Source organism: Flavobacterium sp. T12S277 (genome assembly GCF_048514875.1).
Classification (GTDB): domain Bacteria; phylum Bacteroidota; class Bacteroidia; order Flavobacteriales; family Flavobacteriaceae; genus Flavobacterium.
Genome location: NZ_JBLYEG010000005.1, coordinates 51,850 through 78,344 on the forward strand (window position 1 = coordinate 51,850; position 26,495 = coordinate 78,344).

General features: G+C 35.6%; 23 protein-coding genes. 10 read left to right on the forward strand and 13 right to left on the reverse strand.

Annotation, left to right across the window (positions count from 1 at the left end; translation table 11 throughout):
- Positions 1-110 precede the first annotated feature (110 nt).
- From ACN1CN_RS09475 to hflX, 8 genes are all read left to right on the forward strand, one after another.
- Complete coding sequence (locus ACN1CN_RS09475) at positions 111-281, forward strand: hypothetical protein (RefSeq protein ID WP_291286454.1); 171 nt, start codon at positions 111-113, stop codon at positions 279-281.
- 214 nt (positions 282-495) lie between these two features.
- Positions 496-1,566, forward strand: coding sequence for an NADH:flavin oxidoreductase/NADH oxidase (locus ACN1CN_RS09480; protein ID WP_419135462.1), 1,071 nt, complete (start codon positions 496-498; stop codon positions 1,564-1,566).
- 69 nt (positions 1,567-1,635) lie between these two features.
- Complete coding sequence (locus tag ACN1CN_RS09485) at positions 1,636-2,676, forward strand: Gfo/Idh/MocA family oxidoreductase (RefSeq protein ID WP_419135463.1); 1,041 nt, start codon at positions 1,636-1,638, stop codon at positions 2,674-2,676.
- 251 nt (positions 2,677-2,927) lie between these two features.
- Entirely contained in the window at positions 2,928-4,145 is a 1,218-nt protein-coding gene (locus ACN1CN_RS09490; RefSeq protein WP_419135464.1) for an MFS transporter, read from the forward strand.
- A gap of 253 nt (positions 4,146-4,398) precedes the next feature.
- On the forward strand, positions 4,399-7,236 hold the full coding sequence (locus ACN1CN_RS09495) for a carboxypeptidase-like regulatory domain-containing protein (protein ID WP_419135465.1): 2,838 nt from the start codon (positions 4,399-4,401) through the stop codon (positions 7,234-7,236).
- Positions 7,237-7,255: 19 nt separating this feature from the next.
- Positions 7,256-8,605: a DUF5689 domain-containing protein gene (locus tag ACN1CN_RS09500; RefSeq protein WP_419135466.1), complete on the forward strand. Its 1,350-nt coding sequence runs from the start codon at positions 7,256-7,258 to the stop codon at positions 8,603-8,605.
- 139 nt (positions 8,606-8,744) lie between these two features.
- Positions 8,745-9,614: a hypothetical protein gene (locus ACN1CN_RS09505; protein WP_419135467.1), complete on the forward strand. Its 870-nt coding sequence runs from the start codon at positions 8,745-8,747 to the stop codon at positions 9,612-9,614.
- Positions 9,615-9,802: 188 nt separating this feature from the next.
- A complete protein-coding gene (gene hflX / locus ACN1CN_RS09510) occupies positions 9,803-11,032 on the forward strand; it encodes a GTPase HflX (protein ID WP_264525934.1) in 1,230 nt (409 codons plus the stop codon).
- A 43-nt stretch (positions 11,033-11,075) separates the two neighbouring features.
- Here hflX and ACN1CN_RS09515 read toward each other — a convergent pair whose 3' ends face one another.
- The 6 genes from ACN1CN_RS09515 to ACN1CN_RS09540 form a co-directional block, all read right to left on the reverse strand.
- Positions 11,076-12,026 (reverse strand): DUF3078 domain-containing protein, encoded by a 951-nt coding sequence (locus ACN1CN_RS09515; RefSeq protein WP_291286461.1) that lies wholly within the window; start codon positions 12,024-12,026, stop codon positions 11,076-11,078.
- 80 nt (positions 12,027-12,106) lie between these two features.
- Positions 12,107-12,616 carry a DUF2480 family protein gene (locus ACN1CN_RS09520; protein ID WP_291286462.1) on the reverse strand — a complete coding sequence of 170 codons (510 nt, stop codon included), beginning with the start codon at positions 12,614-12,616 and terminating at the stop codon, positions 12,107-12,109.
- Between the two features lie 73 nt (positions 12,617-12,689).
- Positions 12,690-13,013: an SUF system Fe-S cluster assembly protein gene (locus tag ACN1CN_RS09525; RefSeq protein ID WP_017494560.1), complete on the reverse strand. Its 324-nt coding sequence runs from the start codon at positions 13,011-13,013 to the stop codon at positions 12,690-12,692.
- 108 nt (positions 13,014-13,121) lie between these two features.
- Complete coding sequence (locus ACN1CN_RS09530) at positions 13,122-13,547, reverse strand: SufE family protein (protein WP_264525937.1); 426 nt, start codon at positions 13,545-13,547, stop codon at positions 13,122-13,124.
- Between the two features lie 2 nt (positions 13,548-13,549).
- The gene (locus tag ACN1CN_RS09535) at positions 13,550-13,975 is read right to left on the reverse strand and encodes a hypothetical protein (RefSeq protein WP_291286463.1); all 426 of its coding nucleotides are present in this window, start codon (positions 13,973-13,975) and stop codon (positions 13,550-13,552) included.
- 12 nt (positions 13,976-13,987) lie between these two features.
- Entirely contained in the window at positions 13,988-15,199 is a 1,212-nt protein-coding gene (locus ACN1CN_RS09540) for an aminotransferase class V-fold PLP-dependent enzyme (RefSeq protein ID WP_419135468.1), read from the reverse strand.
- A gap of 220 nt (positions 15,200-15,419) precedes the next feature.
- Between ACN1CN_RS09540 and ACN1CN_RS09545 the strand changes: the two genes are divergently transcribed.
- On the forward strand, positions 15,420-16,769 hold the full coding sequence (locus tag ACN1CN_RS09545) for a serine hydrolase domain-containing protein (protein ID WP_419135469.1): 1,350 nt from the start codon (positions 15,420-15,422) through the stop codon (positions 16,767-16,769).
- Between the two features lie 60 nt (positions 16,770-16,829).
- On the opposite strand, the gene sufD is transcribed toward ACN1CN_RS09545, so the two are convergent.
- From sufD to ACN1CN_RS09575, 6 genes are all read right to left on the reverse strand, one after another.
- Positions 16,830-18,146 (reverse strand): Fe-S cluster assembly protein SufD, encoded by a 1,317-nt coding sequence (sufD, locus tag ACN1CN_RS09550; RefSeq protein ID WP_264525940.1) that lies wholly within the window; start codon positions 18,144-18,146, stop codon positions 16,830-16,832.
- A 106-nt stretch (positions 18,147-18,252) separates the two neighbouring features.
- Complete coding sequence (locus tag ACN1CN_RS09555; RefSeq protein ID WP_264525941.1) at positions 18,253-18,642, reverse strand: four helix bundle protein; 390 nt, start codon at positions 18,640-18,642, stop codon at positions 18,253-18,255.
- Positions 18,643-18,728: 86 nt separating this feature from the next.
- Entirely contained in the window at positions 18,729-19,475 is a 747-nt protein-coding gene (gene sufC, locus ACN1CN_RS09560) for a Fe-S cluster assembly ATPase SufC (RefSeq protein WP_017494567.1), read from the reverse strand.
- Positions 19,476-19,488: 13 nt separating this feature from the next.
- Positions 19,489-19,977, reverse strand: coding sequence for a flavodoxin family protein (locus ACN1CN_RS09565; protein ID WP_264525942.1), 489 nt, complete (start codon positions 19,975-19,977; stop codon positions 19,489-19,491).
- Positions 19,978-19,984: 7 nt separating this feature from the next.
- Positions 19,985-21,433: a Fe-S cluster assembly protein SufB gene (gene sufB, locus ACN1CN_RS09570; protein WP_264525943.1), complete on the reverse strand. Its 1,449-nt coding sequence runs from the start codon at positions 21,431-21,433 to the stop codon at positions 19,985-19,987.
- Between the two features lie 78 nt (positions 21,434-21,511).
- The gene (locus ACN1CN_RS09575) at positions 21,512-21,841 is read right to left on the reverse strand and encodes a HesB/IscA family protein (protein ID WP_055097560.1); all 330 of its coding nucleotides are present in this window, start codon (positions 21,839-21,841) and stop codon (positions 21,512-21,514) included.
- Between the two features lie 339 nt (positions 21,842-22,180).
- Between ACN1CN_RS09575 and ACN1CN_RS09580 the strand changes: the two genes are divergently transcribed.
- Positions 22,181-23,038, forward strand: coding sequence for an MBL fold metallo-hydrolase (locus tag ACN1CN_RS09580; RefSeq protein ID WP_419135470.1), 858 nt, complete (start codon positions 22,181-22,183; stop codon positions 23,036-23,038).
- Between the two features lie 73 nt (positions 23,039-23,111).
- On the opposite strand, the gene ACN1CN_RS09585 is transcribed toward ACN1CN_RS09580, so the two are convergent.
- Complete coding sequence (locus tag ACN1CN_RS09585; RefSeq protein WP_419135471.1) at positions 23,112-26,441, reverse strand: T9SS type A sorting domain-containing protein; 3,330 nt, start codon at positions 26,439-26,441, stop codon at positions 23,112-23,114.
- Between the last annotated feature and the right edge of the window lie 54 nt (positions 26,442-26,495).

Sequence of the window (26,495 nt, forward strand, 5' to 3'; positions counted from 1 at the left end):
TAGGGTTTCTTCCAATTTTATCAGACGGAATTCTGATGAGTTTGTCGCAGTAAAAAAAAGTTTCCGGAAAAATGATTTTTCCAAAAATAATAATGAATGGTTTTAAAATTATGGAATCAGAAGGTTTTGATTATGGGAAGCTAGCAGCTAAAGAGGTAAGTAATGAAGTTATTTTAATTTCTGCGCTAGTAGTTATTATGATACTAGTTGCCACAATAGTAATTGTTTTAAATTATAGGAATAATAAAAAAAGCAAAGAATTTGGTGGGGAAAATGATTAGAAAAATACTTTATAATGGAGAACCAGATGATCGCAACAGTCTGCCTGGTCAAAAAAAAAACAGTATAAGCTTTGCAGCAAACAACATTTGCTTTAAATGTTTGTTAATTAATAAACATTTAGATTTCTACTTTTAAGCAGATGCTTTAACTTTACTTTTTGATACACTAACCTACTTAAATAGGAGTGTAAAATCATTAAAAAAAGTTACACTTATGGCTTCATTATTGTTTTCACCGCTTACAATAAAAAAAATCACTTTAAAAAACAGAATCGTTATTTCACCCATGTGTCAATATTCGTCTATAGACGGATTTGCAAACGATTGGCATTTGGTTCACTTAGGCAGTCGTGCCAGTGGCGGAGTGGGCTTAATTATTCAGGAAGCCACCGCGGTTTCTCCTGAGGCGAGAATTTCTCCTTCAGATTTAGGTCTGTGGAAAGAGGAGCATATTGAGAAACTTCAAATCATCAATACCTTTATTGTGTCGCAAAATGCGATTCCCGGAATTCAATTGGCACATGCCGGACGTAAGGCAAGTGTTTCGATACCGTGGGAAGGCAATAAAAAACTGGACATCGCTCAGGGCGGATGGCATACTGTTTCGGCAAGTGCGATTCCGTATCATGATGACGAGCCTTTTCTTCCCGAAGCTTTAGATAAGGATGGAATTCAAAAAGTAATTTCCGATTTTAAGTCCGCAACAAAAAGAGCCGTTAAAGCAGGTTTTCAGGTAATGGAAATTCATGCCGCGCATGGATATTTACTGCACCAGTTTTTATCACCTTTAACAAATGTGAGAACGGATGAATATGGAGGTACTTTTGAAAACAGAATCCGTTTTACTTTAGAAATTGTAGCCGCAGTACAATCAGAATGGCCGTCAGATTTGCCTTTGTTTGTTCGAATTTCAGCCACCGATTGGGCAGAAGGAGGATGGAATCCGGAAGAATCAGTGAAACTTTCCGTAATTTTAAAAGAAAAAGGAGTGGATTTAATTGATACTTCTTCAGGCGGATTAGTTTCGCACCAGCAAATTCCTTTAAAACCAAACTATCAGGTTCCTTTTGCAGCCAAAATCAAAAAAGAAGCTGCTGTTTTAACAGGCGCTGTTGGTTTAATCACAGGGGCGGCACAAGCCGAAGAAATTTTAAGCAGCGGCCAGGCCGATGTGATTTTGTTTGCGAGAGAGTCTCTTAGAAATCCGAATTTGCCTCTGGATTTTGCCAAAGAATTAGAGGAAGATATTCAATGGCCGAAACAATACGAAAGAGCAAAACTTTAATATTTTTATTCGCCGCGAATTCACGAATTTCATTTATGAATTCGCGGCAATCAAACAAAAACAAAACCAATGCAAAAGATTAGAACAGCATTATTATCATACGGAATGTCGGGTAAAGTATTTCACGCCCCATTTTTAAACATACACGACGGATTTGAATTATTAGGTTCCTGGGAAAGAAGTAAAAAACTCATTCAGGAAGATTATCCGGGGGTAAAAAGCTATCCCACAATTGAAGCGTTACTGGCAGATGATGTCGATTTGGTCATTGTAAACACACCGGTTGGAACGCATTATGAGTACGCAAAAAAGGTGCTTTTGAGCGGAAAACATGCTGTAGTAGAAAAAGCTTTTACCACCACAGTCGCTGAGGCACAGGAATTAGCCGCAATTGCAAAAGAAAAAGGATTGAAATTGGCCGTTTTTCAAAACAGAAGATGGGACAGTGATTTTAAAACCGTTCAAAAAATAATCAGTGATGGAGTTTTAGGAGATTTGGTAGAAGCCGAGTTTCATTTTGACAGATACAATCCATTATTGAGTCCTAAAGCACATAAAGAAACGGTGAATGACGGAGCTGGAATTCTGAAGGATTTAGGGCCGCACTTAATTGATCAGGCTGTTTGTTTGTTTGGTTCTCCAAAATCGGTTTTCGGAGACATTCGTTTTACCAGAACGAATACTCTGGTTGATGATTGGATTGATTTGGTGCTGATCTATGAAAATTTCAGAGTTCGTTTAAAAGCCAGTTTTTTTGTGAGAGAAGCCAATCCTGCTTATGTAGTGCAGGGAAAAAAAGGATCTTTTTTAAAGCCTCGTGGTGATGTTCAGGAGGATGATTTAAAATTGGGAAAAAAACCTAATCTGGAATCCTGGGGAACAGAATCAGAAACCTTACAAGGGCTTTTGCATACTGAAATCGACGGAAAACAAATCAGGGAGAAAATCCCAACACTTCAAGGGAACTACTTTTCCTTTTTTGATGGTGTTTATGATGCTATCGTAAAGGACAAAGAAGAACCGGTTAGTGCGCAGGACGGAGTAAAAGTAATGCAGATTATCGAAGCGGCAATCGCAAGTCACGCGCAACAAAAAGTAATTAACTTATAAAAAGTTTACCCATAGATTTAAGGATTAAACAGAGTATAACATTCTTTTAATTCTTGAAAACTGTGGTAAAAAAAAAGCACTTGTTTAGTACAGCACATTAAGGCCCTACAAAAAAACTTTGCCTCTTTGAACCTTTGTCCCTCAAAAAAAATTATAAACATACAACGTTGTAAATCGAGGAACTGGTAGGTTTTATAGGTGGTAAAGCAGCTTTTTAGTACTTTTATACTTTAAATCCAAAACGAAACATTTTGATCAACTTCAATCCACTAGCATTATTCCAAACCAAAGGGAAGATTAAGAAAGTTTACAGAGAAGCTAAAATCTCTTATTTAAACCGAATTCGTTTTGCTGTTGGGATGTTTTATTTTGGGATGGGTTTGAGTTTTGCGACCTGGGCAAGCAGGATTCCGGATATCAAAACGGCCTTACATTTAACCGAAGGAGATCTGGGTTCTATCCTTTTTGCTTTGCCAATGGGGCAATTGGTTATTATGCCATTTTCCGGTAAGATGGTTACAAAATTCGGGAGCCATCGCATTTTGATTTTTTCTTTAATCATGTATGTGTTATGTCTGGCTAATTTAGGTTTGGCAACTTCAGCCCTACAATTGTCATTGGGATTATTCCTGTTCGGATTATTTGGGAATCTGGCCAATATTGCCGTTAATACACAAGGTGTTTATACCGAGGAACTTTTTAGAAAAACAATAATGTCTTCTTTTCACGGGATGTGGAGTTTTGCCGGATTTACCGGAGCTTTAGTAGGCTTAGGAATGCTGGCTTTAAAACTAAGCCCGCTTCATCATTTTATGATTGTGGCAGGAGTTGTATTGCTGATGATTGCTTTTAACTTTAAATTTTTAATCAAAGCCAAAGAAAAGATCAAAGTCAAAGGCGAGAAGAAAAAGTTATTTGTGAAACCGGACACTGCTTTAATCTGGCTTGGCGTGATTGGATTTTGCAGCATGGCCAGTGAAGGTGTTATGTTTGACTGGAGTGGTGTATATTTTAAAGATGTTGTAAAAGCACCCGGACCATTGGTCATTTTGGGATATACTTCTTTTATGATTATGATGGCAAGCGGACGATTTTTAGGAGACGGTCTTATCAATAAATTTGGCCGTGAACGGGTGATGCAGATTAGCGGAGTTATGATTTCGGCCGGACTTTTTACAGCCGTTTTTCTTCCTTATCTTATACCTTGTACCATTGCTTTTATGGCTGTTGGTTTAGGAGTAGCCACTATCGTTCCTACCGTTTACAGTATGGCCGGGAAAAACCCGACAGTTCCGCCCGGAGAAGCTTTAACGATTGTTTCGAGTGTGAGTTTTTTGGGGTTCTTAATGGGACCACCGGTTATCGGACATATTGCTGAAACTTTTGGACTTCAGTTTTCATTTGCTTTTATTGGGATTTTTGGCGTTTTGATCGCCTTTATGGTTTCTAAAATTAGAGTAACTTCTTAATTGAAACAGACATAAAATGGCCAGGGTTAAGAAACTGACATAGCTATACTATTTTTAAATAATTTTATTTAACAGGAAAATACTTTAATATTTTTTGTTTATATTTGAATTCCGGATTAAAACAATAGGTTTTAATTCGTACTTTTTTATTCCTTCCAAAAACCAATTTTATCTTTTGATGTAGGAGATTGAATGTTTTGTAACCAAAACCAATTCAATCCAAAACTAAATTCTAAAAGTAAATTGGGGGTTCATGACAAAGAAAGGGATCTTACTATTTGTGTTATTACCTATTGGTTTTCTATTTGCACAGGAACAGACTACTTTTTTGGGAATTGTGATTGATGCAAAGACCCAAAATCCTTTAGGGAATATTGTCGTAAACATTCAGAATTCTTCCATAACACAACTAACCAATGCAAAGGGAAAATTTGAATTGCAAGCTGCTGTAAAGGGAGAGCAATTATTATGGATACACAGTCAGGGCTATAAGGATCTCCTTTTAAAAATACAGTCTAATCCGGGGCAAAAGGTAGATTTAGGAATCTTGCCCTTAGAAGATAATTTTTCGGATGAAACACCGGCAGCCTTAATCACGCTATCAGACAGTGAACTTTCTGAGGATAATAGTTCCTCTGAAATGACTTCAGGTTTTTTGCAATCTTCAAAAGATGCTTTTATGCAGGCTTCCGCTTTCAATTGGGGACAGGCCCGATTTAGGGTTCGGGGTTTAGACAGTGAAAACGGCACGATGATGCTAAACGGCACGATCATGAATAAAATTTACGATGGAAGGCCACAATGGAGTAATTGGGGAGGTTTGAATAATGTATTGCGAAATCAGGAGTTTTCGATTGGTGCAGCGGCTTCAAATTATACTTTCGGAGGAATTTTAGGAACACAACAAATCACGACACGTGCTTCAATGTACAGGAAAAGCAGTCAGATGTCTCTTTCAGGAAGTAATACTACATACACCTGGCGGGCTATTACGAGTTATGCTTCAGGAATGAGTGCTTCTGGTTGGGCTTATGTCCTTTCCGGCGGGAAGCGCTGGTCGGGTGAAGGGTATTTTGAAGGGACAAATTTCGCAGCAGAGTCTTTTTTTGTGAGTATCGAAAAAAAACTAAGCGACAAACATTCGTTGAATTTTACCGGATTTTATACCCCAAATTCAAGGGGGAAAAATTCAGCCCATACAGCGGAGGTTATTCAATTAACAAATAAAAAATACAATTCTTATTGGGGATTTCAAAACGGAGAAAAACGAAATGCGAGGGTAAAAAGAGTCGAAGAACCACTCTTGATGCTAAACCATTATTACAAAATAAATGAAAAAACCGATCTGAATACGAGTGTCCTGTATCAATTGGGTCAGGTAGGAAACAGTACGATTGATTATCAAAATACGGCCAGTCCGGATCCTGTGTATTATCAAAAATTACCCAGCTATTATACCTCACTTTATGGAAAAGACAAAGGGGAGTTTTCGGGAGATTTTGCCCCCGATGCTGTAAATGCCGAACAAGCAAAAACAAAGTTTACCGAGAATAAGCAGATCAATTGGGAGCAGTTGTATCGTGCCAATCAGAAACCAATATTAAATTCTGATGGAACAATTGAAGGATATGAGCCCGCTCAAAGTCATTATGTTTTGTATGAAGACCGAACAGATGATAAAACCTTGGCGGCCAGCTCCAATCTAAACCTACAAATAACAGAGCACAGTACTTTTGATGGAGGGGTAACTTTTAGGCGTTTAAAATCACATCAGTTTCAATACCTTTTAGACTTGCTGGGTGGGGAATATTTTGAGGATATTGCTCCCTTTTATAGCGGAAGTCAGGCGCAGTCAGATTTGCAGAACCCAAATCGGCAGGTTAAAAAAGGGGACACTTACGGATACAATTATAATTTTTTAGCAACAACAATTGATGCTTTCACACAATTTAAATTCAATTACAATAAGATAGATTTTTATTTAGGTCAGTCCTATTCCGTTTCCAATTATCAGCGAGAGGGATTGTATCAAAACGGAATTTATCCGGCTTCTTCTCTTGGAAAAAGTAAAAATGTGGGTTTTGAAAATTTTGGTTTTAAAGGAGGTTTCACGTATAAAATTTCAGGGAAACAATGGTTGTTTTTGAACGGAATGCATCTGAGCAGAGCACCATCTTTAAGAAATACGTTTGCAAATTCCCGATTGAATAATTCAGTTGTTGACGGAATTGAAAATGAAAATATCAGCAGCGCCGAAGGAAACTATGTCTTCCGCTCCCCAAATTTTAAAATTCGTTCGACCGTTTATTATTCGCTGATCAAAAACACAACCCGAACTTCTTTTTTCTATGCAGAAGGAATTTTTGACAAAGCTGCGGCTTATAACAATACAGATGCTTTTGTGAGTCAGACGTTAATGCATTTAGACAAGAAGAATATAGGGATGGAATTCAGTATGGAATATCAGGTTTCATCAACATTTAAAACAACCTTCTGTGCAGCTTATGGTCACTATAGTTATAGCAGTAACCCCAATGTAACGATTACGAACGATGCCAATGTTGCGAAAGGTAGCACTTCAGCTGTTTTTGATTTTGGAGAATCTTACCTTAAAAACTACAAACAACCAGGAATGCCTCAACAGGCTTTTTCGGTGGGATTGGAATACAGAGATCCTAAATATTGGTGGCTTGGAGTAAATATTAATTATTTGTCTGAGAATTATATCGATGTTTCGCCTATTGCAAGAACGAATCGGTTTTATAAAAATTCTGTTAATGGTCTTGTATTTCCGGAGGCGACGGAAGAACAGGCAGCCGTTTTACTGAAACAGGAAAAATTGGATCCAATTTCATTATTAAATATTGCAGGCGGAAAGTCCTGGCGCCTATCGCATAAGTACATTGGGCTTTTTTGGAGTATCAATAATATTCTGGATGTGAGCTACAAAACAGGTGGTTTTGAGCAGGCCCGAAATGCCAATTTCAGGGCTCTCAATCAGGATGTGTCGAGTGAAACACCATCATTTGGTCCCAAATATTATTATGGATATGGTAGAACTTATTTTGTAAACCTTACCATCAGTTTGTAAAAATTAAAACCAATTTAAAATGAAAAATAGATTTTTAATTTTCGGCTATGTCTTGTTCGTACTCTTTCTTTATAGTTGCAATAATGAAATCGAAATTCCGAAATTGGAATGTACGCAACCCGATTTAGTGGTAAACCAAAAGGTTCAGAAAGTGAAGGATATTTCAGGGCTAGTGCCGAAACAATATGGGTATGACGATATCATTGAGGCTTATGTCGTATCCAGCGATGAAGGAGGAAATTTTTTTAAGACTCTTTTTTTACAAACGATACCAACCGAAACCATACCGGCAATTGGATTGAATGTTCCGGTTGATGTTTCTGGTACGTACATCGATTTTCGTGTGGGGAGCAAAGTATACCTTAAATTGAAAAATCAGTTTACAGATTTGTATTTCGGCGGCCTGCGTATCGGAAGTTTGTTTGTGAGCAATTCGGGAGATCCCACGATTGGCCGAATTTCAAAAACGGATTATAAAAACGTTCTGAATGCGTCATGTACCCTAATTGATGAGAGTAAACTGGTAAAAACGATGGCTATAGAAGAGGCATTAAGCGAGGAGTGGCTTAATACGTTGATCGAGTTAAAAGACGTTCAGTTTACCGAGGAAGCGATTGGGCGTCATTATTTTGAAGAATCGAACAATATAGGTGGTGCAACAAATTGGAATCTTGGGGATAAAAGTGGCAATCAGATTATTTTCAGAACAAGTGCTTACGCTAATTTTGCGGCTAATTTGGTGCCTGAAGGCAGTGGCAAAGTGAGAGGAGTTTTGACAAAATTCGGATCAGATTATCAATTAATAGTCAGATCGGAAAAAGATCTGGAGATGAAAGGGAAAAGAAATGTTCCGCTTTTTGCAGAAGATTTTCAGGGGGTAAAAAATAATGTGAATTTTAGTCTGCCGGGCTGGAGCAATATTGTCGAAAAAGCTTCAAAATTATGGGAAAGCATGGTGTATGCCGGAAATGGTTATGCAGAGTTTAACACCACAGGCACAACCGGAGCTGTAAATATCGCCTGGTTGGTTACGCCAAAAATTAATCTGAGCGGCTATAAAAACGCAGTGCTGTCTTTTAGAAGTGCTCAGCATGACTTAAAACTTGATTCACCATTAAACATTTTGGAAGTTTATATTTCAACTAATTTTGACGGTTCGAATGTAACCAAAGCAAAGTGGACAAAATTATCCGCAAAAATTCCTTCTTTGGCAACACCCCCGCGAACGTTTATAAGTTCGGGAGCAATTGATTTGTCTGCCTATTCAGAAAACATTCATATTGCATTTAAATATATTGGTTCGGGTAAGGACAAAACATTGAATGGAGCTTTTATGGTTGACGACGTCAGGATTTTTGCTGAAAAGTAAAGAGCTCTTGTTTATTGATGCCGTTAAGAGATTGATTTTTAGGAGGTATATTGAATAGTGTGTTGTTTTTCAGATTTAAACTGTTAAAAATTGATGGAATTTTGTATTTTGGTCACCCCAAATCAATACAAATACAACTATGAAAATCTACTTTATTGCCATCTTAATGATGGTTTTTCCATGTTTAGTACACAGTCAGAATCCGGACAATGCACCTGTGAGGCTGAAACAAATCAATATTGTAAAAACAAATTACCAAAACTCTAAAGATGGTGAGATTGTAAACAAAACAATTGTTTTTAAAGACGGAAAAATACAAACCATTACGACTTCAGATGTTATTCAGCATTTCTTTTACAACACCAAAGGTTTATTGGATATGACCGTAAAAGATAAGGTTGGAAGCGATTGGAAAGAAGTTGTGAATTATACGTATGATGCAGACAACAACATTACAAAGTTTGTTAAAAAATACCAGGAAGGTAACGATTACATTACCAAAGTCGTAACTTTTGGCTACGAAGGAGCGAGAGTAAAAGTAACTACGAAAAAGAGTACCAATCACCAGAATTTAGTGGATGATATCGAGTATATTGTTGAAAACGGGACCATCGTGAGACGTACTTCACGTGACAGAAATAAAGCAATTATTGGCAAAATTGAATATGTTTATTTCAATGATAATGTCATAAAACATAAAGGCCTGGTAGGAGACAAAATTTCGAAAAGTTTTACGTTTGATGATAAAAATTCGGTTGATCTTTTGATTGTTAAAAAATTGTTTGGAGACAATTATAAAGTAATTGTACCGATGATTTCGTATCATGAAGAAGAATTTAGTTTTGAATCAATCTCTCCTAATAATGAAATTGTTTTTAGCCCTTCTTCTACTGTTTTGGTTGGAGTGAGCAGAAAATACAAATACAACAAACTGAATTTCCCGATTTCTTGCTCGCAGGTGGAGGAAAACGGAATTGTAAAAACAGAGAAAACTTTTATTTACGAGTAAGGTAAATTTTAAACTGAAATCCCAAATCCCAGATTCCAGATTCCAAATCCCAAACTTCAATAAACAATTGGAATTTGGGATTTGGAATTTTTTATAGAATGGGGTAATTTCCCAAATAGCACTTAAAAAAGATATTCTATAAGTGTTAGTACCTTACAAATCATTAAATTTGCACCTTATTCAAAGCTATGTTAGAAAAAGAAGTTATAAATTTTGAGAGAACTGCCATTGTGGGTATTATAACTCAAAATCAGAGTGAAGAAAAACTTAACGAATATCTGGACGAATTAGAGTTTTTGACTTTTACTGCAGGAGGTGAAGTGATTAAGCGCTTTTCGCAAAAAATGGAACGTCCAAATCCTAAAACTTTTGTAGGGACAGGGAAAATAGATGAAATCAATCTTTTTGTAAAAGAAAACGACATATCGACTTTAATTTTTGATGATGAATTATCGCCATCACAACAAAAGAATATTTCCAGAATTATAGATTGTAAAATCTTAGACCGTACGAATTTAATTCTTGATATTTTTGCACAAAGAGCGGAGACTTCTTATGCAAGAACACAGGTTGAATTGGCACAATGTCAATATTTATTACCAAGACTTTCGGGTTTATGGACACACCTTGAGCGTCAAAAGGGTGGTATTGGTATGCGTGGTCCGGGAGAAACAGAGATCGAGACGGACAGACGTATTGTACGTGACCGAATTTCGTTGCTAAAAGACAAAATCAAAACAATCGATAAACAAATGAGTATTCAGCGCAGTAATCGCGGTGCGATGGTGCGTGTGGCATTAGTAGGATATACCAATGTTGGAAAATCGACGCTGATGAATGCGATTGGTAAAAGTGATGTTTTTGTTGAAAATAAATTATTCGCAACTTTAGATACCACCGTTCGAAAAGTAGTAATTAAAAACCTGCCTTTCTTATTATCCGATACAGTAGGTTTTATTAGAAAATTACCAACGCAATTGGTTGATTCTTTTAAAAGTACCCTGGATGAGGTTCGTGAAGCCGATTTGTTATTGCATGTTGTAGATATTTCACATCCTGATTTTGAAGATCATATTGCATCGGTAAATCAGACTTTATTAGAGATCAAGAGTAATGATAAACCAACGATTATGGTTTTTAATAAAATTGATGCCTACAAACATCTGACTATTGATGAAGATGATTTGATTACCGAAAGAACCAGAAGACATTATACGCTTGAGGAATGGAAACAAACCTGGATGGGTAATGTTGGAGAAGATAAAGCCTTGTTTATCTCGGCAACACAGAAAGAGAATTTTGAGGAATTTAGAGAGATCGTTTACGAAGCAGTTCGTCAGATTCACATCACGAGATTCCCGTATAATAAGTTTCTGTATCCGGATTATAAGGATGCAATCGAAAAAGAAGAAGAATAAAAAAACGGCTTTTGAATTACTCAAAAGCCGTTTTTGTTTTTTATTAGAATCCGAAATTAACTCCTAAGCCGAAAACTTCTCTGGTTTGAAAGCCTTTAAAAGCATTGTCGTCATAAATTGCCTGGAAGGATAAATTGGCAGATAAAAATTTGTTTACTTTCATGATAATGTTCAACGAGTAGTTGATGTCTACATTTTGAGGATCTTCTAAATAATTAGAGTACAGGTTCAAAGTATTTTCTGCAGTAACATTGGTCATGATGGCCAATTTGTAATAAACAGAGGCATAGAAACCTAGTTCATAACGCATGCTTTTGTTGGCATCTACACCAAAATAAGCACCATCGACATAAGGTAAGCCGGTTGTCTGATCAATTCCTGAAGTATAAGCGCTGTCGACAAAAGTGAATTTTGAAGTTAAGGGTGCAAAGTTTATTTTAAGATTTTCATCTTTTGACCAATAAATCCCGGGACCGGTAGTCAGATAACCCGGAGACATGAATTTGGTGTTTTCGGTTCTGATTTCTTTTCCGTTTGCGTCTTTACCATAAATGTAACCCGTGGTAAACTGGGTTCTGAAATTTAGGAAATAAGAATAGTACCATTCTCCAAAAGCTCTTTTACCTACAATCGAATTGAATTCAAGACGGTCATCTGTCTTTTTTCCAAAATCGGTATTTTTAGTTTGTAAGATACCGTAAGAGGCCAGGATTTTATTGTCCCAGGTAAGATCTTCTTTTTTGTAATTGAAATCATAGTTGATTCCTAAAGTTCCGGAAAAGCTGTCTTCACCTCCGGCAAGCCAGTTGTTAAAGCTGGATTGATTTAGCAAAAGAGAGACTGTTCCTTTGGCTTTCCATCCTTCATCCTCTATTGTATCATTTATTTTTTTTACCGCCTTTTCAGTATTTTGGATGAGTTCTTTTTCTGAATTTTGGGCTTGAACAAAAGTAAAGTTCGTTAAAATAAGAAGTAATAACGCTAGCTTTTTCATGATATCTGGTTTAAAAGTGTAAGAACAAATATACTAAATAATCGTTAAAAAGACTTATGGGATGTAGTTGGTAAGGGATGTTATTTCTTTGATTCTTTGTATAAAGGTACCGCCGAACAGGCCTCACCATACATAATGCTTCTTGCAAATGGCTGTAGGTAAGTTGCTGCTAAAATGTAAGCACGGGTTGGAACCGGTTTTCGTGAGCATCCTTTTACAATTACAGGTTTGTTTTTGTAAGCAGTATAGTCAAGTTTGCTCAGTATTTCTTCGTACAAACTTGCTTCCAGATCCTCAATAGTTCCATTGACTACTTTTTTGGCGTAGGGTGCCAATTGTATGGCCACAAGAATAGAAGACCAGGCAGGAACAATAGCATCTGTGCTGCAGTTTATAGCCACATATTGATCCTGGTATTGCGACCAATCGTGATTTTTTAAGTGCTCTCTAAAGTCTTTTTCTTTTAATAAAAAACCTTCTAAAAGCCATTGCGATATATCGATTTGCACACGAACACCTTTTGGATAATAATCTTCAAGATCAAAAACCTCCAGGGCACTATTGGCAACTTTATTGATGATTTCTTCCATTTTTATTTAGTTTTCAGTCGCAGTCTCAGTCGTAGTATTTAACTGCGACTGCGACTGTAAACTGCATACTTTTTTAAAGCATTCCTAATTCTAATTTTGCTTCTTCGCTCATTAAATCTTTACTCCATGGCGGATCGAAAGTAATTTCAACATCAACATCTTTTATGTTTTCAATTGTTTTTACTTTCTCTTCAACTTCTCTTGGTAAACTTTCTGCAACGGGGCAGTTTGGAGAAGTTAGGGTCATTAAGATTTTTACTTCATAATCGGTGTTGACCATTACATCGTAAATTAATCCTAATTCATATATGTCTACAGGAATTTCCGGATCATAAATGCCTTTTAAAACTTTTACGATTGATTCTCCTAATTCGTTTGTGTCAATTTCTTGTTCCATTGTTTTTGTTTTTTGAACACTAAGTGTTTTTATTTTTTACCATTAAGAGATTAAGAGAAATTAGGGCTGACGCTTTATGACGCTTAATGTCTTAGAGGTTAATTTTTTTTAATTTTTGTTTTTCGAGTCAAAAGCCAAAGCGTACATTTTGATGTTTTTGATCATCGATACTAAACCATTTGCACGTGTTGCGGATAAATGTTCTTTTAAGCCGATTTCGTCAATAAAATCAACATCTGCACTCAAAATATCTGCTGCTTTTTGATTGGAGAATGTACGAATCAATATGGCAATAATTCCTTTGGTCAGGATGGCATCACTATCAGCAGTAAAGACAATTTGATCCTCTTTTTGTTCTCCTTGTAACCAAACTTTCGATTGGCACCCTTTGATTAAATTCTCGTCGGTTTTATATTCTTCTTTGATTAACGGAAGACTTTTTCCTAATTCGATGATGTACTCGTAACGTTGCATCCAGTCATCAAACATCGAAAATTCGTCTATTATCTCGTTTTGTATCTCTTTTATTGTCATAATTATTCTTTCGTAAAATCCAGCAGCAAATTTACCAATTTTTCTATCTCTTTTGGCGGATATCCATCATCGAAACCCAGAGTTTCATATGTTTTCTGATGCTGAGTGATTTTTAAATTTCCTAATGCAGCACCATCATGAAAACGTTTTTGCGTTGGTCCTTTTAGGTTTGGAATGTTTTTAATATTGATTTTTGAAAATTCAGCTACAATCTGTTTCCATTTTAAATCATCTATTTTGCTTTCAACGGGCTTCGCATTACGGCCATTGGTAACCGAAACTGTTTTATTCTGTACCACGATCACTTTGTAAATGCCTCGGGAAACGGCAGAATATTCAATTTCAGTAGCTTTCATGTCGGCTTTTTTTTGACCGGAACAGCTTGTTCCTATAAAAAACGTTAAGAGCAATAAAGATAATATTCTCATAAAAAGGGTTTTTTAGCTTAACATCGTTTTTGCCTTTTTAACGGCTTCAACCATTATGTCAATTTCTTCTATGGTGTTGTAAAAAGAAAAAGAGGCGCGAATAGTTCCCGGAATGCAGAAAAAACTCATAATGGGCTGCGCACAATGATGTCCGGTTCTAACGGCGATTCCCAGTTTGTCGATAATTGAACCAATATCGTACGGATGGATTCCATCTATATTAAACGAAATCACAGAGGCTTTATTTCCGGTTCCGTAAATTTTTAAACCTTCAATTTCTAATAAACGTTTTGTTGCATGCTCTAATAAATGTGTTTCGTGCTGATGAATAGCATCGAAACCAATGTGGTTCAAATAATCAACAGCAGTTCCTAAAACAATTCCCCCGGCAATATTTGGAGTTCCTGCTTCAAATTTATGTGGCAACTCAGCATAAGTCGTTTTCTCGAAAGTAACTTCTTTAATCATTTCGCCACCACCCTGATAAGGAGGCAGTTTATTTAACCATTCTTCTTTTCCGTAAAGAATTCCGGTTCCGGTTGGTCCGCACATCTTATGCCCTGAAAAAGCATAAAAATCACAATCTAAATCCTGAACATCAGGTTTTAAATGCGGAACAGCCTGTGCACCATCAATCAAAACCGCCGCACCAACAGCGTGGGCTTTTTCGATCATATATTTGACAGGGTTGATAATTCCTAATGCGTTCGAAATATGATTTACCGTTACCACTTTGGTCTTTTCAGACAATAAGGCATCATAGGCTTCCATTATAAGTTCGCCCTCTTCATTCATAGGAATAACTTTTAGAGTTGCTCCTGTTTTTTCACATAACATTTGCCAAGGCACAATATTACTGTGATGTTCTAATGAAGAAACCACTACTTCGTCTCCAGGTTTTAAAATTGAAGCAAAACCGTTGGTCACTAAGTTGATTCCGTGAGTAGTTCCCGAAGTAAAAAGTACTTCGTGCGAAAATTTCGCGTTGATATGATGTTGGATTTTTACTCTTGAAATTTCGTAAGCATCAGTTGCCAACTGGCTTAAAGTATGAACCCCACGATGAATATTGGCATTAATTTCCTGATAATATTTTGCGATCGCATCAATCACAATTTGTGGTTTTTGTGAAGTTGCGCCGTTGTCGAAATATACTAAAGGTTTTCCGTTTACTTTTTCTGAAAGTATCGGAAAATCAGCTCTTATTTTTTGGATGTCTAACATGTCTTATTTAGAAAAATTCTACTTACAAAAGTACTAAAACAAAATTGGTTTATCCATTAAAACTATAATTTCCTTTTATGGCGCTATCAATTGAGAATTTGTGTATTGTTTCTTCAAAATTTGTCCGCGTTCTTTAAATTTTATGAATTGTATTTCTAAAATAAGTTGTATAATCTTGATTGTAAATTATTTATATTGCATTAAAATTACCTTTAGCGCTATGAAAAAATTTCTAAAATTATTTGCACTTGTTTTAGTTCTTGCATTTTTGTATTTTGGGTTTACTACTTATCCCAAATTGGATTTGATTTCCGGTTTTTCGGCCAAAAGTATCGCATCAGGCCATTTTATTGATCATCGTTCGAAGGAATTAATCGAAAAAACCGATAATGATATCAAGATGATTACTTTGGCGACCAACACCATTAATGATACAGGAAAATTTGCTGCCTCTACAGTTTATGGTTTCAAAGAAAGAAAGGCGATTTACAGGGAAGGGCTGGGAGCGACCCTGATCAATGATGAGTATGATATTGCAAAACCTTATCTGCTTCCAAAAAGAACAAAATTAGAGAACAATCTTGCTTTTCCTTATGGGAATAAAGAGCCCAAGGATGCCATGTTTTCGAATGTGGACTATACCAAGCTGAAAAAGGCAGTGGACGGTTCTTTTGATGCAGCCGGAGAAAAGGTGAAACGAACGCGTGCTGTGGTAGTGTTGTATAAAGACAAATTGATTGCTGAAAAATACGATACAGGTTTTAATAAAAGCAGTAAGATTTTGGGATGGTCGATGACTAAAAGTATTACGAGTTCGGCTTATGGAGTTTTGGCCAGACAACGAAAAATAGATATCTATAAACCTGCTCCAATCGCAGAATGGCAAAATGACGATCGTAAAATTATTACCACTAACGATTTGCTTCATATGAATTCAGGTTTGGAATGGGAGGAGGATTATACTAAAATTTGTGATGCTACCGAAATGCTTTTTCAGGCAGAAGATATGGGGAAGGTGCAAATGGATAAACCGGCTAAGTTTAAACCTAATACGCATTGGTATTATTCTTCCGGAACCACTAATTTATTATGTCGAATTTTAAGAGGTCAGTTTAAAACACAGCAGGAATATCTTGATTTTTGGTACAGCGCCGTAATCGATAAAATCGGAATGAACTCGATGATTGTGGAGCAGGATATGTCGGGGATTTTTGTGGGATCTTCTTACGCCTGGGCAACAGCGAGAGATTGGTCAAAATTTGGATTGTTGTATTTGCATAAAGGAAACTGGAACGGAGAACAGGTTTTGGACGAAAGTTGGGTAAAGTATACGGCAACTCCAACAAATACTTCTAAAGGGGCTTACGGTGCGCAGTTTTGGTTAAATGCCGGAGGGAAGTTTCCTGATGCACCTCGTGATATGTTTTACTGTGATGGTTATCAGGGGCAAATGGTAGCGATTATTCCGTCTTTAGATCTGGTAATCGTTAGGATGGGAGTGGACAAAGCAGGACCCGGTTTTGATTTTAATGAATTTTTGAAGGAGGTTATTTCTTCCGTAAAAAAGTAATAAAAAACCCGACAGGTTTTTAAAACCTGTCGGGTTTGGATATGGTATTCAGAGTATTTTTTACAAATCAAATCCTAAATTCACACCTAATTTTGTAGCGATGATTTTAGTGATTCGTTGTTTTAATTCTGGTATTTTAATGCTTTCGATTACGGCATTTGAGAAGGCGTACATCAATAAAGCTTTAGCTTCTTTTTTCGGGATTCCACGTGATTGCATGTAGAACATTGCAGTTTCGTCTAATTGTCCAACAGTACAACCGTGAGAACATTTAACGTCGTCAGCAAAAATTTCTAATTGTGGTTTGGCATTAATGGTTGCTTTGTCGCTCAATAAAATGTTGTTGCTTTTTTGGAAAGCATTTGTTTTTTGAGCTTCTTTTTCCACCAAAACTTTTCCATTGAAAACTCCTGTTGAGCGGTCAGAGAAAATTCCTTTATAATCCTGGAAACTCTCACAGTTTGGCTGTGCGTGGTTTACCAAGGTATAATGGTCAACATGTTGTTTGTCATTCAAAATAGAAATTCCGTTAAGCGTACTTGTTAGTCTTTCTCCAAAATGGTAAAAGTTTAAGTTGTTACGCGTTAGGTTTCCTCCAAATGAAAAGGTATGAACATAAGCATGACTTTCCTGTTGTTGAGAAACGTAAGTGTTGTCTACTAAGTTTGCTTCGCTATTATCATTTTGAATTTTATAATAATCCACAATAGCACGTTTTTGAGCAAAAATCTCGGTAACTGAATTCGTTAAAACCGGGTTTTCATTCAAACTCTGGTGACGCTCGATAATTTGAACATGTGAATTTTCACCCACAATAATAAGGTTTCTCGGCTGAACCATTAACGCAGCTTCATTACCCGTCGAGAAATACATGATTTCGATAGGTTTATCGGCTACTTTCTTTTTTGGGATATTGATAAAAGCTCCTTCACTTGCAAATGCGGTGTTCAGTGAAGTCAGACTTTCCTCTTTACTTGCAATCTGATTGAAGTAAGTATCAATGATCATTTTATATTTTGGTTTGGTCAATGCCGATGACATCAAACAAACATCGATTCCGTCATGTGTAGTTGAAGACAAATGGGAACTGAATACGCCATCGATAAACACTAATTTATAAGTGTCGATTTCATGTAAAAAGTATTTTTTTACCTGATTAAACTCGATTGCATTCTCTTCCTTAGGAAAAACCGTAAAGTCATTTTTTAAGATGGCATTTAGCGATGTGTATTTCCAAGCTTCTTCTTTTTTGGTTGGGAAACCTTTATTTTCAAAGTTTTTTAGTGCTTTGGTGCGAATGTCATGCAAATCTGAATGTACATCGACACGCTCTTCAAAAGCCATAAAAGACGATACTAATTTTTCTTTTAAATCCATTGTTCTTTTGTTTCCTTTGGGTTTCAGGTTTCAAGTTTCAGGTTGACTATTGGAACTTATTTCTTTGAAATCCGTTTTTTTGTTTCAGGTTTAAAGTTTCTGTTTTTTATTGAAACTTATTTCCTTTGAAATCTTTTTTATTGAGATAAGTGATAAAGTTTTTTATTTTGCCACTTAAATTTTCGTAATCTTTTTTTAAAGCTTCAAATTTTTGTTTTGAAATATATTCAAAATCAAAAACCCGGTATAATTGAGATCTTGTTTCTCCAGCAGATCCTTTTGCAATGGATAAAAATTGTCGAAATTCTAAATTTCCATCTCTTTCAAAACCTTCAGCGATGTTATCCATTACTGAGCCGGAAGAACTTTTTATTTGGTTTTTAAACCTGAGATCTGATTTTAAGTCTGTTTCAGTTGCAATAAGATGAATTTCTTTTGCTAATCGTCTGGCTTCTTTCCAAATTTCTAAATCCTCAAATCTATTAATCGTTGCCATATTTCTGTTTTTAATTAATTAAGTTTAAACTTACAAAAATGTAGTTTAACTTGAAACTAAAAAAACATGAAACCTGAAACGAAAATTTAGTTTTCTGCTTTAATCCAGTCGTATCCTTTTTCTTCCAATTCGTAAGCTAGTTCTTTTCCTCCTGATTTTACGATTCTTCCGTTGTAAAGAACGTGAACGAAATCCGGAACGATATAATCTAACAAACGTTGGTAGTGTGTGATTACGATAATGGCATTTTTCTCGCTTTTCAATTTGTTAACTCCGTTAGCCACAATTCTAAGCGCATCGATATCAAGACCAGAATCGGTTTCGTCAAGGATAGCTAATTTTGGCTCTAACATTGCCATTTGAAAAATCTCATTTCTTTTTTTCTCTCCTCCTGAAAAACCTTCGTTTAGCGAACGGGATAAAAATTTACGATCGATTTCTAACAACTCCGATTTCTCACGAATTACTTTTAGCATTTCATTAGCAGGCATTTCTTCCTGACCGTTTGCTTTACGAGTTTCGTTGATTGCAGTTTTCATGAAGTTGGTTACACTAACTCCGGGAATTTCTACAGGATATTGAAAAGAAAGGAAAACTCCTTTGTGCGCTCTTTCTTCAGGAGCAAGATCGGCAAGATCTTCTCCATCAAGGAAAACTTCTCCATCAGTAACTTCATAGTTTTCGTTTCCGGCAATTACAGCCGAAAGTGTACTTTTTCCGGAACCGTTTGGTCCCATGATAGCGTGTACTTCGCCAGCTTTTACTTCTATATTAATTCCTTTAAGGATTTCTTTATCACCAATTGAGGCGTGAAGGTTTTTTATTGATAACATTGTTTTTTTTATTTTATATAAATGTCAATTCTATTTTTGTTGTTTGGTTTAGGATGTTGGCATTAAAATGCGCGTGTCCTAAATATTCCATGCCCAGATAATCGGCTGATTTTTTGAACGGAATGTAAAAACTATCTTCAATTTCATTATCGTGTGAATTGGAAATCACACCAATTTTCTTTCCTCTGAGTTTTCTTCCGGTTTCTTTTTCAATTCGAATTAAATCCGAAAAGCGATCAAAGAATACCTTCATGATTCCACTCATATTATACCAATATATGGGTGTTGCAAAAATTAAAGTGTCGTATTTTTCGATGATCCTTTTTATTAAAGGAAAAAAATCATCTTCTCTGTTCTTGCTTTCGTAATCATAATAGGAAATATTATAATCACTCAGATCAATTACTTCTATTCCGGTTTCTTTAGAAATTTCATCCGCAATTCGGGTCGTATTCCCATTTTTTCTGGATGAACCTAAAATGATTACTTTTTTGCCTTCCATTTCGTGATTAACCTACAGATCCTTCTAGAGAAATTTCTAATAATTTTTGAGCTTCAACAGCAAATTCCATTGGCAATTTGTTCAAGACATCTTTACTGAAACCGTTTACAATTAAGGCAATCGCTTTTTCAGTCGGGATACCTCTCTGGTTGCAATAAAAAACCTGATCTTCTCCAATTTTACTTGTAGTTGCTTCGTGCTCTATTTTAGCAGATGGATTTTTACTTTCGATATATGGGAAAGTATGCGCTCCACAATTGTTCCCCATTAAAAGAGAATCACATTGCGAAAAGTTTCTGGCATTTTCTGCTCTCGGACTAATCTGAACTAATCCACGGTAACTGTTTTGTGATTTACCAGCCGAGATACCTTTAGAAATAATAGTCGATTTAGTGTTTTTTCCTAAATGGATCATTTTAGTTCCTGTATCGGCTTGTTGGTAATTATTGGTAACGGCAATAGAGTAAAATTCTCCAACCGAGTTGTCTCCTTTTAATACACAAGAAGGGTATTTCCAGGTTACAGCAGAACCTGTTTCCACCTGTGTCCATGAAATTTTAGCGTTTGTTTCGCACAAACCTCTTTTGGTAACGAAGTTGTAAACTCCACCTTTTCCTTCTTTGTTTCCAGGGAACCAGTTCTGAACGGTAGAATATTTAATTTCAGCGTCATCCAAAGCGATTAATTCAACCACCGCAGCGTGCAATTGGTTTTCGTCACGACTTGGAGCAGTACAGCCTTCCAGGTAAGATACGTAACTTCCTGCGTCGGCAATAACCAAAGTTCTTTCGAACTGACCTGTTCCTGCCTGGTTGATTCTGAAATAAGTTGAAAGTTCCATTGGGCAACGAACGCCTTTTGGGATGTAGCAGAAACTTCCGTCAGAGAAAACGGCTGAGTTTAATGCTGCGTAGAAGTTGTCTTTTTGAGGGACAACAGTTCCTAAGTACTTCTTTACTAATTCAGGGTGTTCCTTTATAGCTTCTGAAATCGGACAAAAAATGATTCCTTTTTCAGCAAGTGTCTTTTTGAAAGTAGTGGCTACAGAAACAGAATCGACTACAATGTCCATAGCGACATTGTTCATCATTTTTTGTTCGTCCACAGAGATTCCTAACTTTTTGTACATTTCTAAAAGTTCAGGATCTACATCATCCAAAGTTTTGTTTGGATCTACTTGTTTGGGTGCTGAATAATAGGAGATAGCCTGAAAATCAGGTTTCTCATAATGTACGTTAGCCCATTCCGGCTCGATCATTTCTTTCCAGGCACGAAAAGCTTCAATGCGCCAGTCAGTCATCCATTGAGGTTCTTCTTTTTTAAGAGAAATAGCTTTTACGATGTCTTCGTTTAAGCCAATAGGAAAGGTCTCCGATTCAATATCAGTATAAAATCCGTATTCGTATTCTTTAGTTTCGAGTTCGATTTTTAAATCGTCTTCTGTGTATTTTGACATTTTTTAGTTTTTTAAAACACTTAAGAAAAGGGTTTTTCTTAAGTGTTTAAATTTTTGCTTTTGTTAGATTCTTTTAATTTATAGCGAAAAAGACTCTCCGCAACCACAAGTTCTGCTTGCATTTGGATTATTGAATACAAATCCTTTTCCGTTCAATCCTCCTGAAAATTCAAGGATTGTTCCGGCTAAATACAGGAATGATTTTTTTTCAACTGCAATTGTTATGTCGTTGTCTACAAATATTTTATCGTCGTCGCCTTTCGTTTTGTCAAATTTTAAATCATATGACAAACCAGAGCATCCGCCACTTTTCACGCCTACTCTTACGTAGTCGCTAGCGGCATCAAAACCATCATCTTTCATTAAGTCGATGATTTTCTTTTTAGCTGTATCAGAAACTTTTATCATTGTTTATAGTATTTGTTTGTGCTTTCACTTCAAGGGGCATTCAAAACGGTAATCCAATTATTACATTTTAAAGTGCTGTCTTTCAATGTTGAAATGAAATTATCTGCAAAGATACGACTTAAAAACCTTTTTCCATAACGGTTCACATTATTATAACAAATGTTAAAATAGATATTAGTTATTTTAAAGAAGAGAGGTGTTATTTCTGACTCATAAAAAAGGGATAAGAAGCATTCAAATTCCATTTATTATATGAAGGTTTGATTTTTTTAAACAAAAATATTTAGCATAAGGGAATTGTATTTGCTAGCTTTGTTTTCCTATTAGAAATATATCCTCATGAAACTTTACCCTATAGAATCCGGAAATTTTAAATTAGACGGAGGTGCCATGTTTGGCGTTGTTCCGAAAACCATCTGGAACAAAACCAACCCGGCCGATGCCAATAATTTAATTGATATTGCGGCACGCTGCCTGCTTATTGAAGATGGAAATCGTCTGATTTTGATTGATACCGGAATGGGAGACAAACAGTCGGAGAAGTTTTTTGGCTATTATTCACTTTGGGGATCACATTCCATCGATAAATCTTTGGCGAAATATGGTTTTCACAGAGATGATATTACCGACGTTTTTATGACACATTTGCATTTTGATCATTGTGGTGGGAGTGTGCAATGGAATTCAGATAAAACAGGGTACGAGCCGGCTTTTAAAAATGCCAGATACTGGAGCAACGAGAATCATTGGGAGTGGGCAACAAAACCCAATGCGCGTGAAAAAGCTTCTTTTCTTTCAGAGAATATTTTACCCATGCAGGAAAGCGGACAGCTGAATTTTATTAAGCGCCCTGAAAGCGATTTTGGCTTTTCTGAAGAATTGAATTTTGGAATTTATTATGTAGACGGTCATACCGAAAAACAAATGATTCCACATATTAAGTATCAGGATAAAACGATTGTTTTTTGTGCCGATTTATTAGCTACGGCAGGGCATATCCCGTTGCCCTACGTAATGGGGTATGATACGCGACCATTACTGACGATGCCCGAAAAATCAAAATTTTTGAATGCTGCTGCAGACAACAATTACTATTTGTTTTTAGAACATGACGCACACAATCAAATCATAACAGTAGAACATACCGAAAAAGGAGTTCGATTGAAGGAGGTTTTTACTTGCGAAGAAATTCTTTAGAAGAGACTTAAATATAAAAAAATCCCATTTCAAATTGAAGATGGGATTTTTTAGTTGAACTAAATTGTATTGTTTATTCTAGGATTATTTTTTTAGCCGAAGCAGCATCCTGATTGATTAAGTATACATAATAAACTCCTTTTGGTAAACCTTGTAAATTTATGGTATTAGTGGTGTCACTTGAATTTAAGGTAAATGATTTTACTAGTTGCCCTAAACTGTTATAAACATTTGCTTTTTCTAAACTTGCATTTTGAATGTTTACTTCGCCTTTTGTTGGGTTTGGATAGATTGTTACTTTTTCAAAATTGTTGGTATCAATACCTAATGTTTTACAAGTGTTAGAATAAGTGGCGCTTTTTTCTTTAATGTTTGCCCAGTTGGCATTTGAATAATCGGCATCATCCACTTGTATACAGCTTAGTGTTTTGTTTTCTAAGAAGCTGGTGTATATGGCGGTAGCGGCATTTTTTCCGGTTTGAGAGGGTAATATAAAATTTTTGTTATTACCATTTTTAACATTCAATGTGGTTAATGGGTTAAATTCTAAGAAAACCAATTCTAAAAGAGGATTGTGTGATAAATCTAAAGATGTTAGTTTATTCCTGCTCAGGTTTATTCTTTTTAGCAAAGGGTTGTTGGTTAAATCTAAGGTGGTTAATTGAGCATCATTGAAATATAAATTTTCCAATTTGGTATTATAAGAAACATCTAATTTCGAGATCTTGGTATCGGTGCAGTTTAGCCATTCTAAGTCGGGTTGGTTAGAGACATCTAATGATGTTAAATTCTCATTACCACAATAGAGAGATCTTAGTCGAGTATTTGAAGTTAAATCCAGATCATTTAGCAGATTTCTATCACAGGTTAAAAAATGAAGATCCTTATTTTGAGATAAATCAATTGTTGAGACTTGGTTTTTGCTAAAAGTTAAATCACGTAACTTTTTATTTTTGGTAACGTCTAAACTGGTTAACTTATTTTCAAACAAATTTAAACCAAGTAATGCTTCGTTATTCTTGACATTTATACTGCTTATTGTGTTGTACCCGCAATTTAAAGAAGTTAATGCAATGAAATCTTCTATTCCCGAAATGTCACTAATGCTAGAATTAGAAATATCTAAAGAGGTAACCTTGCTTACACTTGCGGTTGCAACTTTACCATTTTTACCGTCTTTGTCAATTTCTAAAGCAATTAATTTATCTTCAAAATTAGAGTCTGGAATTAAGGTGTATCTGGTACAGTCTACATTATAGTTTGCAATCGCATCTTTGAGAGTGGCCCAATTAGTATTGGCATAAACATCGTCATCAACCTGAATGCAGTTTAAATTTAGATTGTTCTTGAAATTGGAAGTAAGGTCAAAACTTGTATTATGCCCATTTTTCAAATTTAGATCGGATAATTTATTATTACTGCAATTTAAACTCCTCAATGCGGTATTTTTAGAAAGATCTAAAAGATTCAAAAGATTGTTAGAACAGTTTAAAGTGCTCAGATTTTTAAAACCTTTGATTCCAGTTAAGCTTGTTATAACGCTTGAAGAAACATCTAAAGAAGTTCTATTTTCAATACTACTGTTTAAAACCGTTCCGTTTTTACCATCTGTATCAATGTTTAATGCAATCAATTTGTCTTCAAAAGCGGGATCGGGAATCGCCGTAATTTGAGAACAGTCTATAGTGGAGTAGGATGCGGAAGCATCTTTGAAACTTCCCCAATTCTTATTAGAGTAAAGCGGATCATCGACTATGATACAGCTAAGTAGTGGGTTTTCCGTAAAATTGATAGTATAAGAAGCAATTTGCATATAACGGTTGTTTCCATTCTTTAAATTCACAGAAGTTAATAGCTTATTTTCCGAACAGATTAGATTTTCTAAAGATGAATTTTTGGAAAGGTCTAAATTTGTTAATTGGTTTGAAGGACATGATAAAGAGAATAAGTCTTTATTGTTTGAAACATCGATATTGGTTAATTTGTTTGAATGAACACTTAGAATTCCTAAATTAACATTTTTAGAAACATCGAGATTTGTTATTTCATTATAAGGCAGCGATACGTATCGTAAAGCAATGTTTTTGGAAGTGTTTAGTGTGGTTAGTTTGTTATAGCCGGCAGCTAACGAGACTAATGCTGTGTTTTGAGAGATGTCAAGACTAGTTAGTTTATTAGAAATACAGCTTAATGACGTTAAAGATTTAAAATCCTGAATTCCGGTTAAGTCGCTAATATTACTATAGTAAAGATCTATTTCTGTGATACTGGAAATTTTTGAAGTTAGAACTTTTCCGTCTGGAGCTCCCGAGTCGATTCCTAATGCAATTAGTTTTTTCTCAAAATTAATATCCGGAATTAAGGTGTAAGATCCAGGAGAGATACAAGGGGTTGAGGAAAAAGATGTAGTTGGGTCTTTTTTGGTTGACCAATTTGTATTTGCAGCTGCAACATCACTAACCTGAATACAAGTTAATTTTGGATTTGATGTGAAAGAGATTTGATTGCTAAGTAAGGATGTATTGTTAGTGAGATTTAAACTTGTCAATAGATTCTCTTGTAAATATAAAGTAGTTAGTCCCGGATTATTGGAAACGTCTAATGTTTCGAACTTATTTTGACGAAGGTCCAGACTACGCAAAGCTTTATTTTGAGAAAGATCTATCGTTGTTAATTGACTGTTTGCTGCAGTGAAAGACTCAAGAGCTTTGTTTTTGGTTAGATCAGGACTTTTTGATAAATTGTTTCCGGAGACGGACAAATAAGTAAGTTTTAAATTTTGAGATACGTCAAGATCTGTTATTTTATTTTGATTAATAGTAAGTGTTTCCAGAGCTTTATTAGCGGTTAAATCAATATTTGAAATTTGATTTGAGCTCACATTTAATTGAATTAATGAAAGGTTTTTGGTAAAATCTATAGTTGTTAGAATATTTCCTGCAATAAAAAATTTCTCTAATGATAAATTTTTAGTGATATCAATTGTTGTCAGTTTATTATAAGGACAATAGAGCAATTTTAAGGCTAAATTTTGGGATACGTCTAAGTCTGTTAGCTGATTTCCGGAGCAGTATAATGTAATTAGCTTTGTGTTTTTAGTAACGTTTAATTTTGTCAATTTACCTGTTACTCCTCCATTAGGGTCGGAAGTTCCCGAGCAATACAAGGTTTCTAAGTTAGAAAAATCTTCAAGCCCTGTTAAGTCATAAATTATTGTGGCGGCAAGGTCTAAAATTTTAACTTTTATAATATTGGCAGTTAATACTTTTCCATCGGCAGTTCCGGAGTCAATTCCTAATGCAATTAACTTGTTTTCAAAATTAACATCTGGAATCGCAGTGTATTGTTGCGCATAAATAGAAAAATTTGCTAGTAGTAGCCATACAAGTAGTTTTGTTTTCATAGACAAGTGGTTAGTTGCTACAAGTATATGCTTTTTTGTCGGCATTTCTTTACG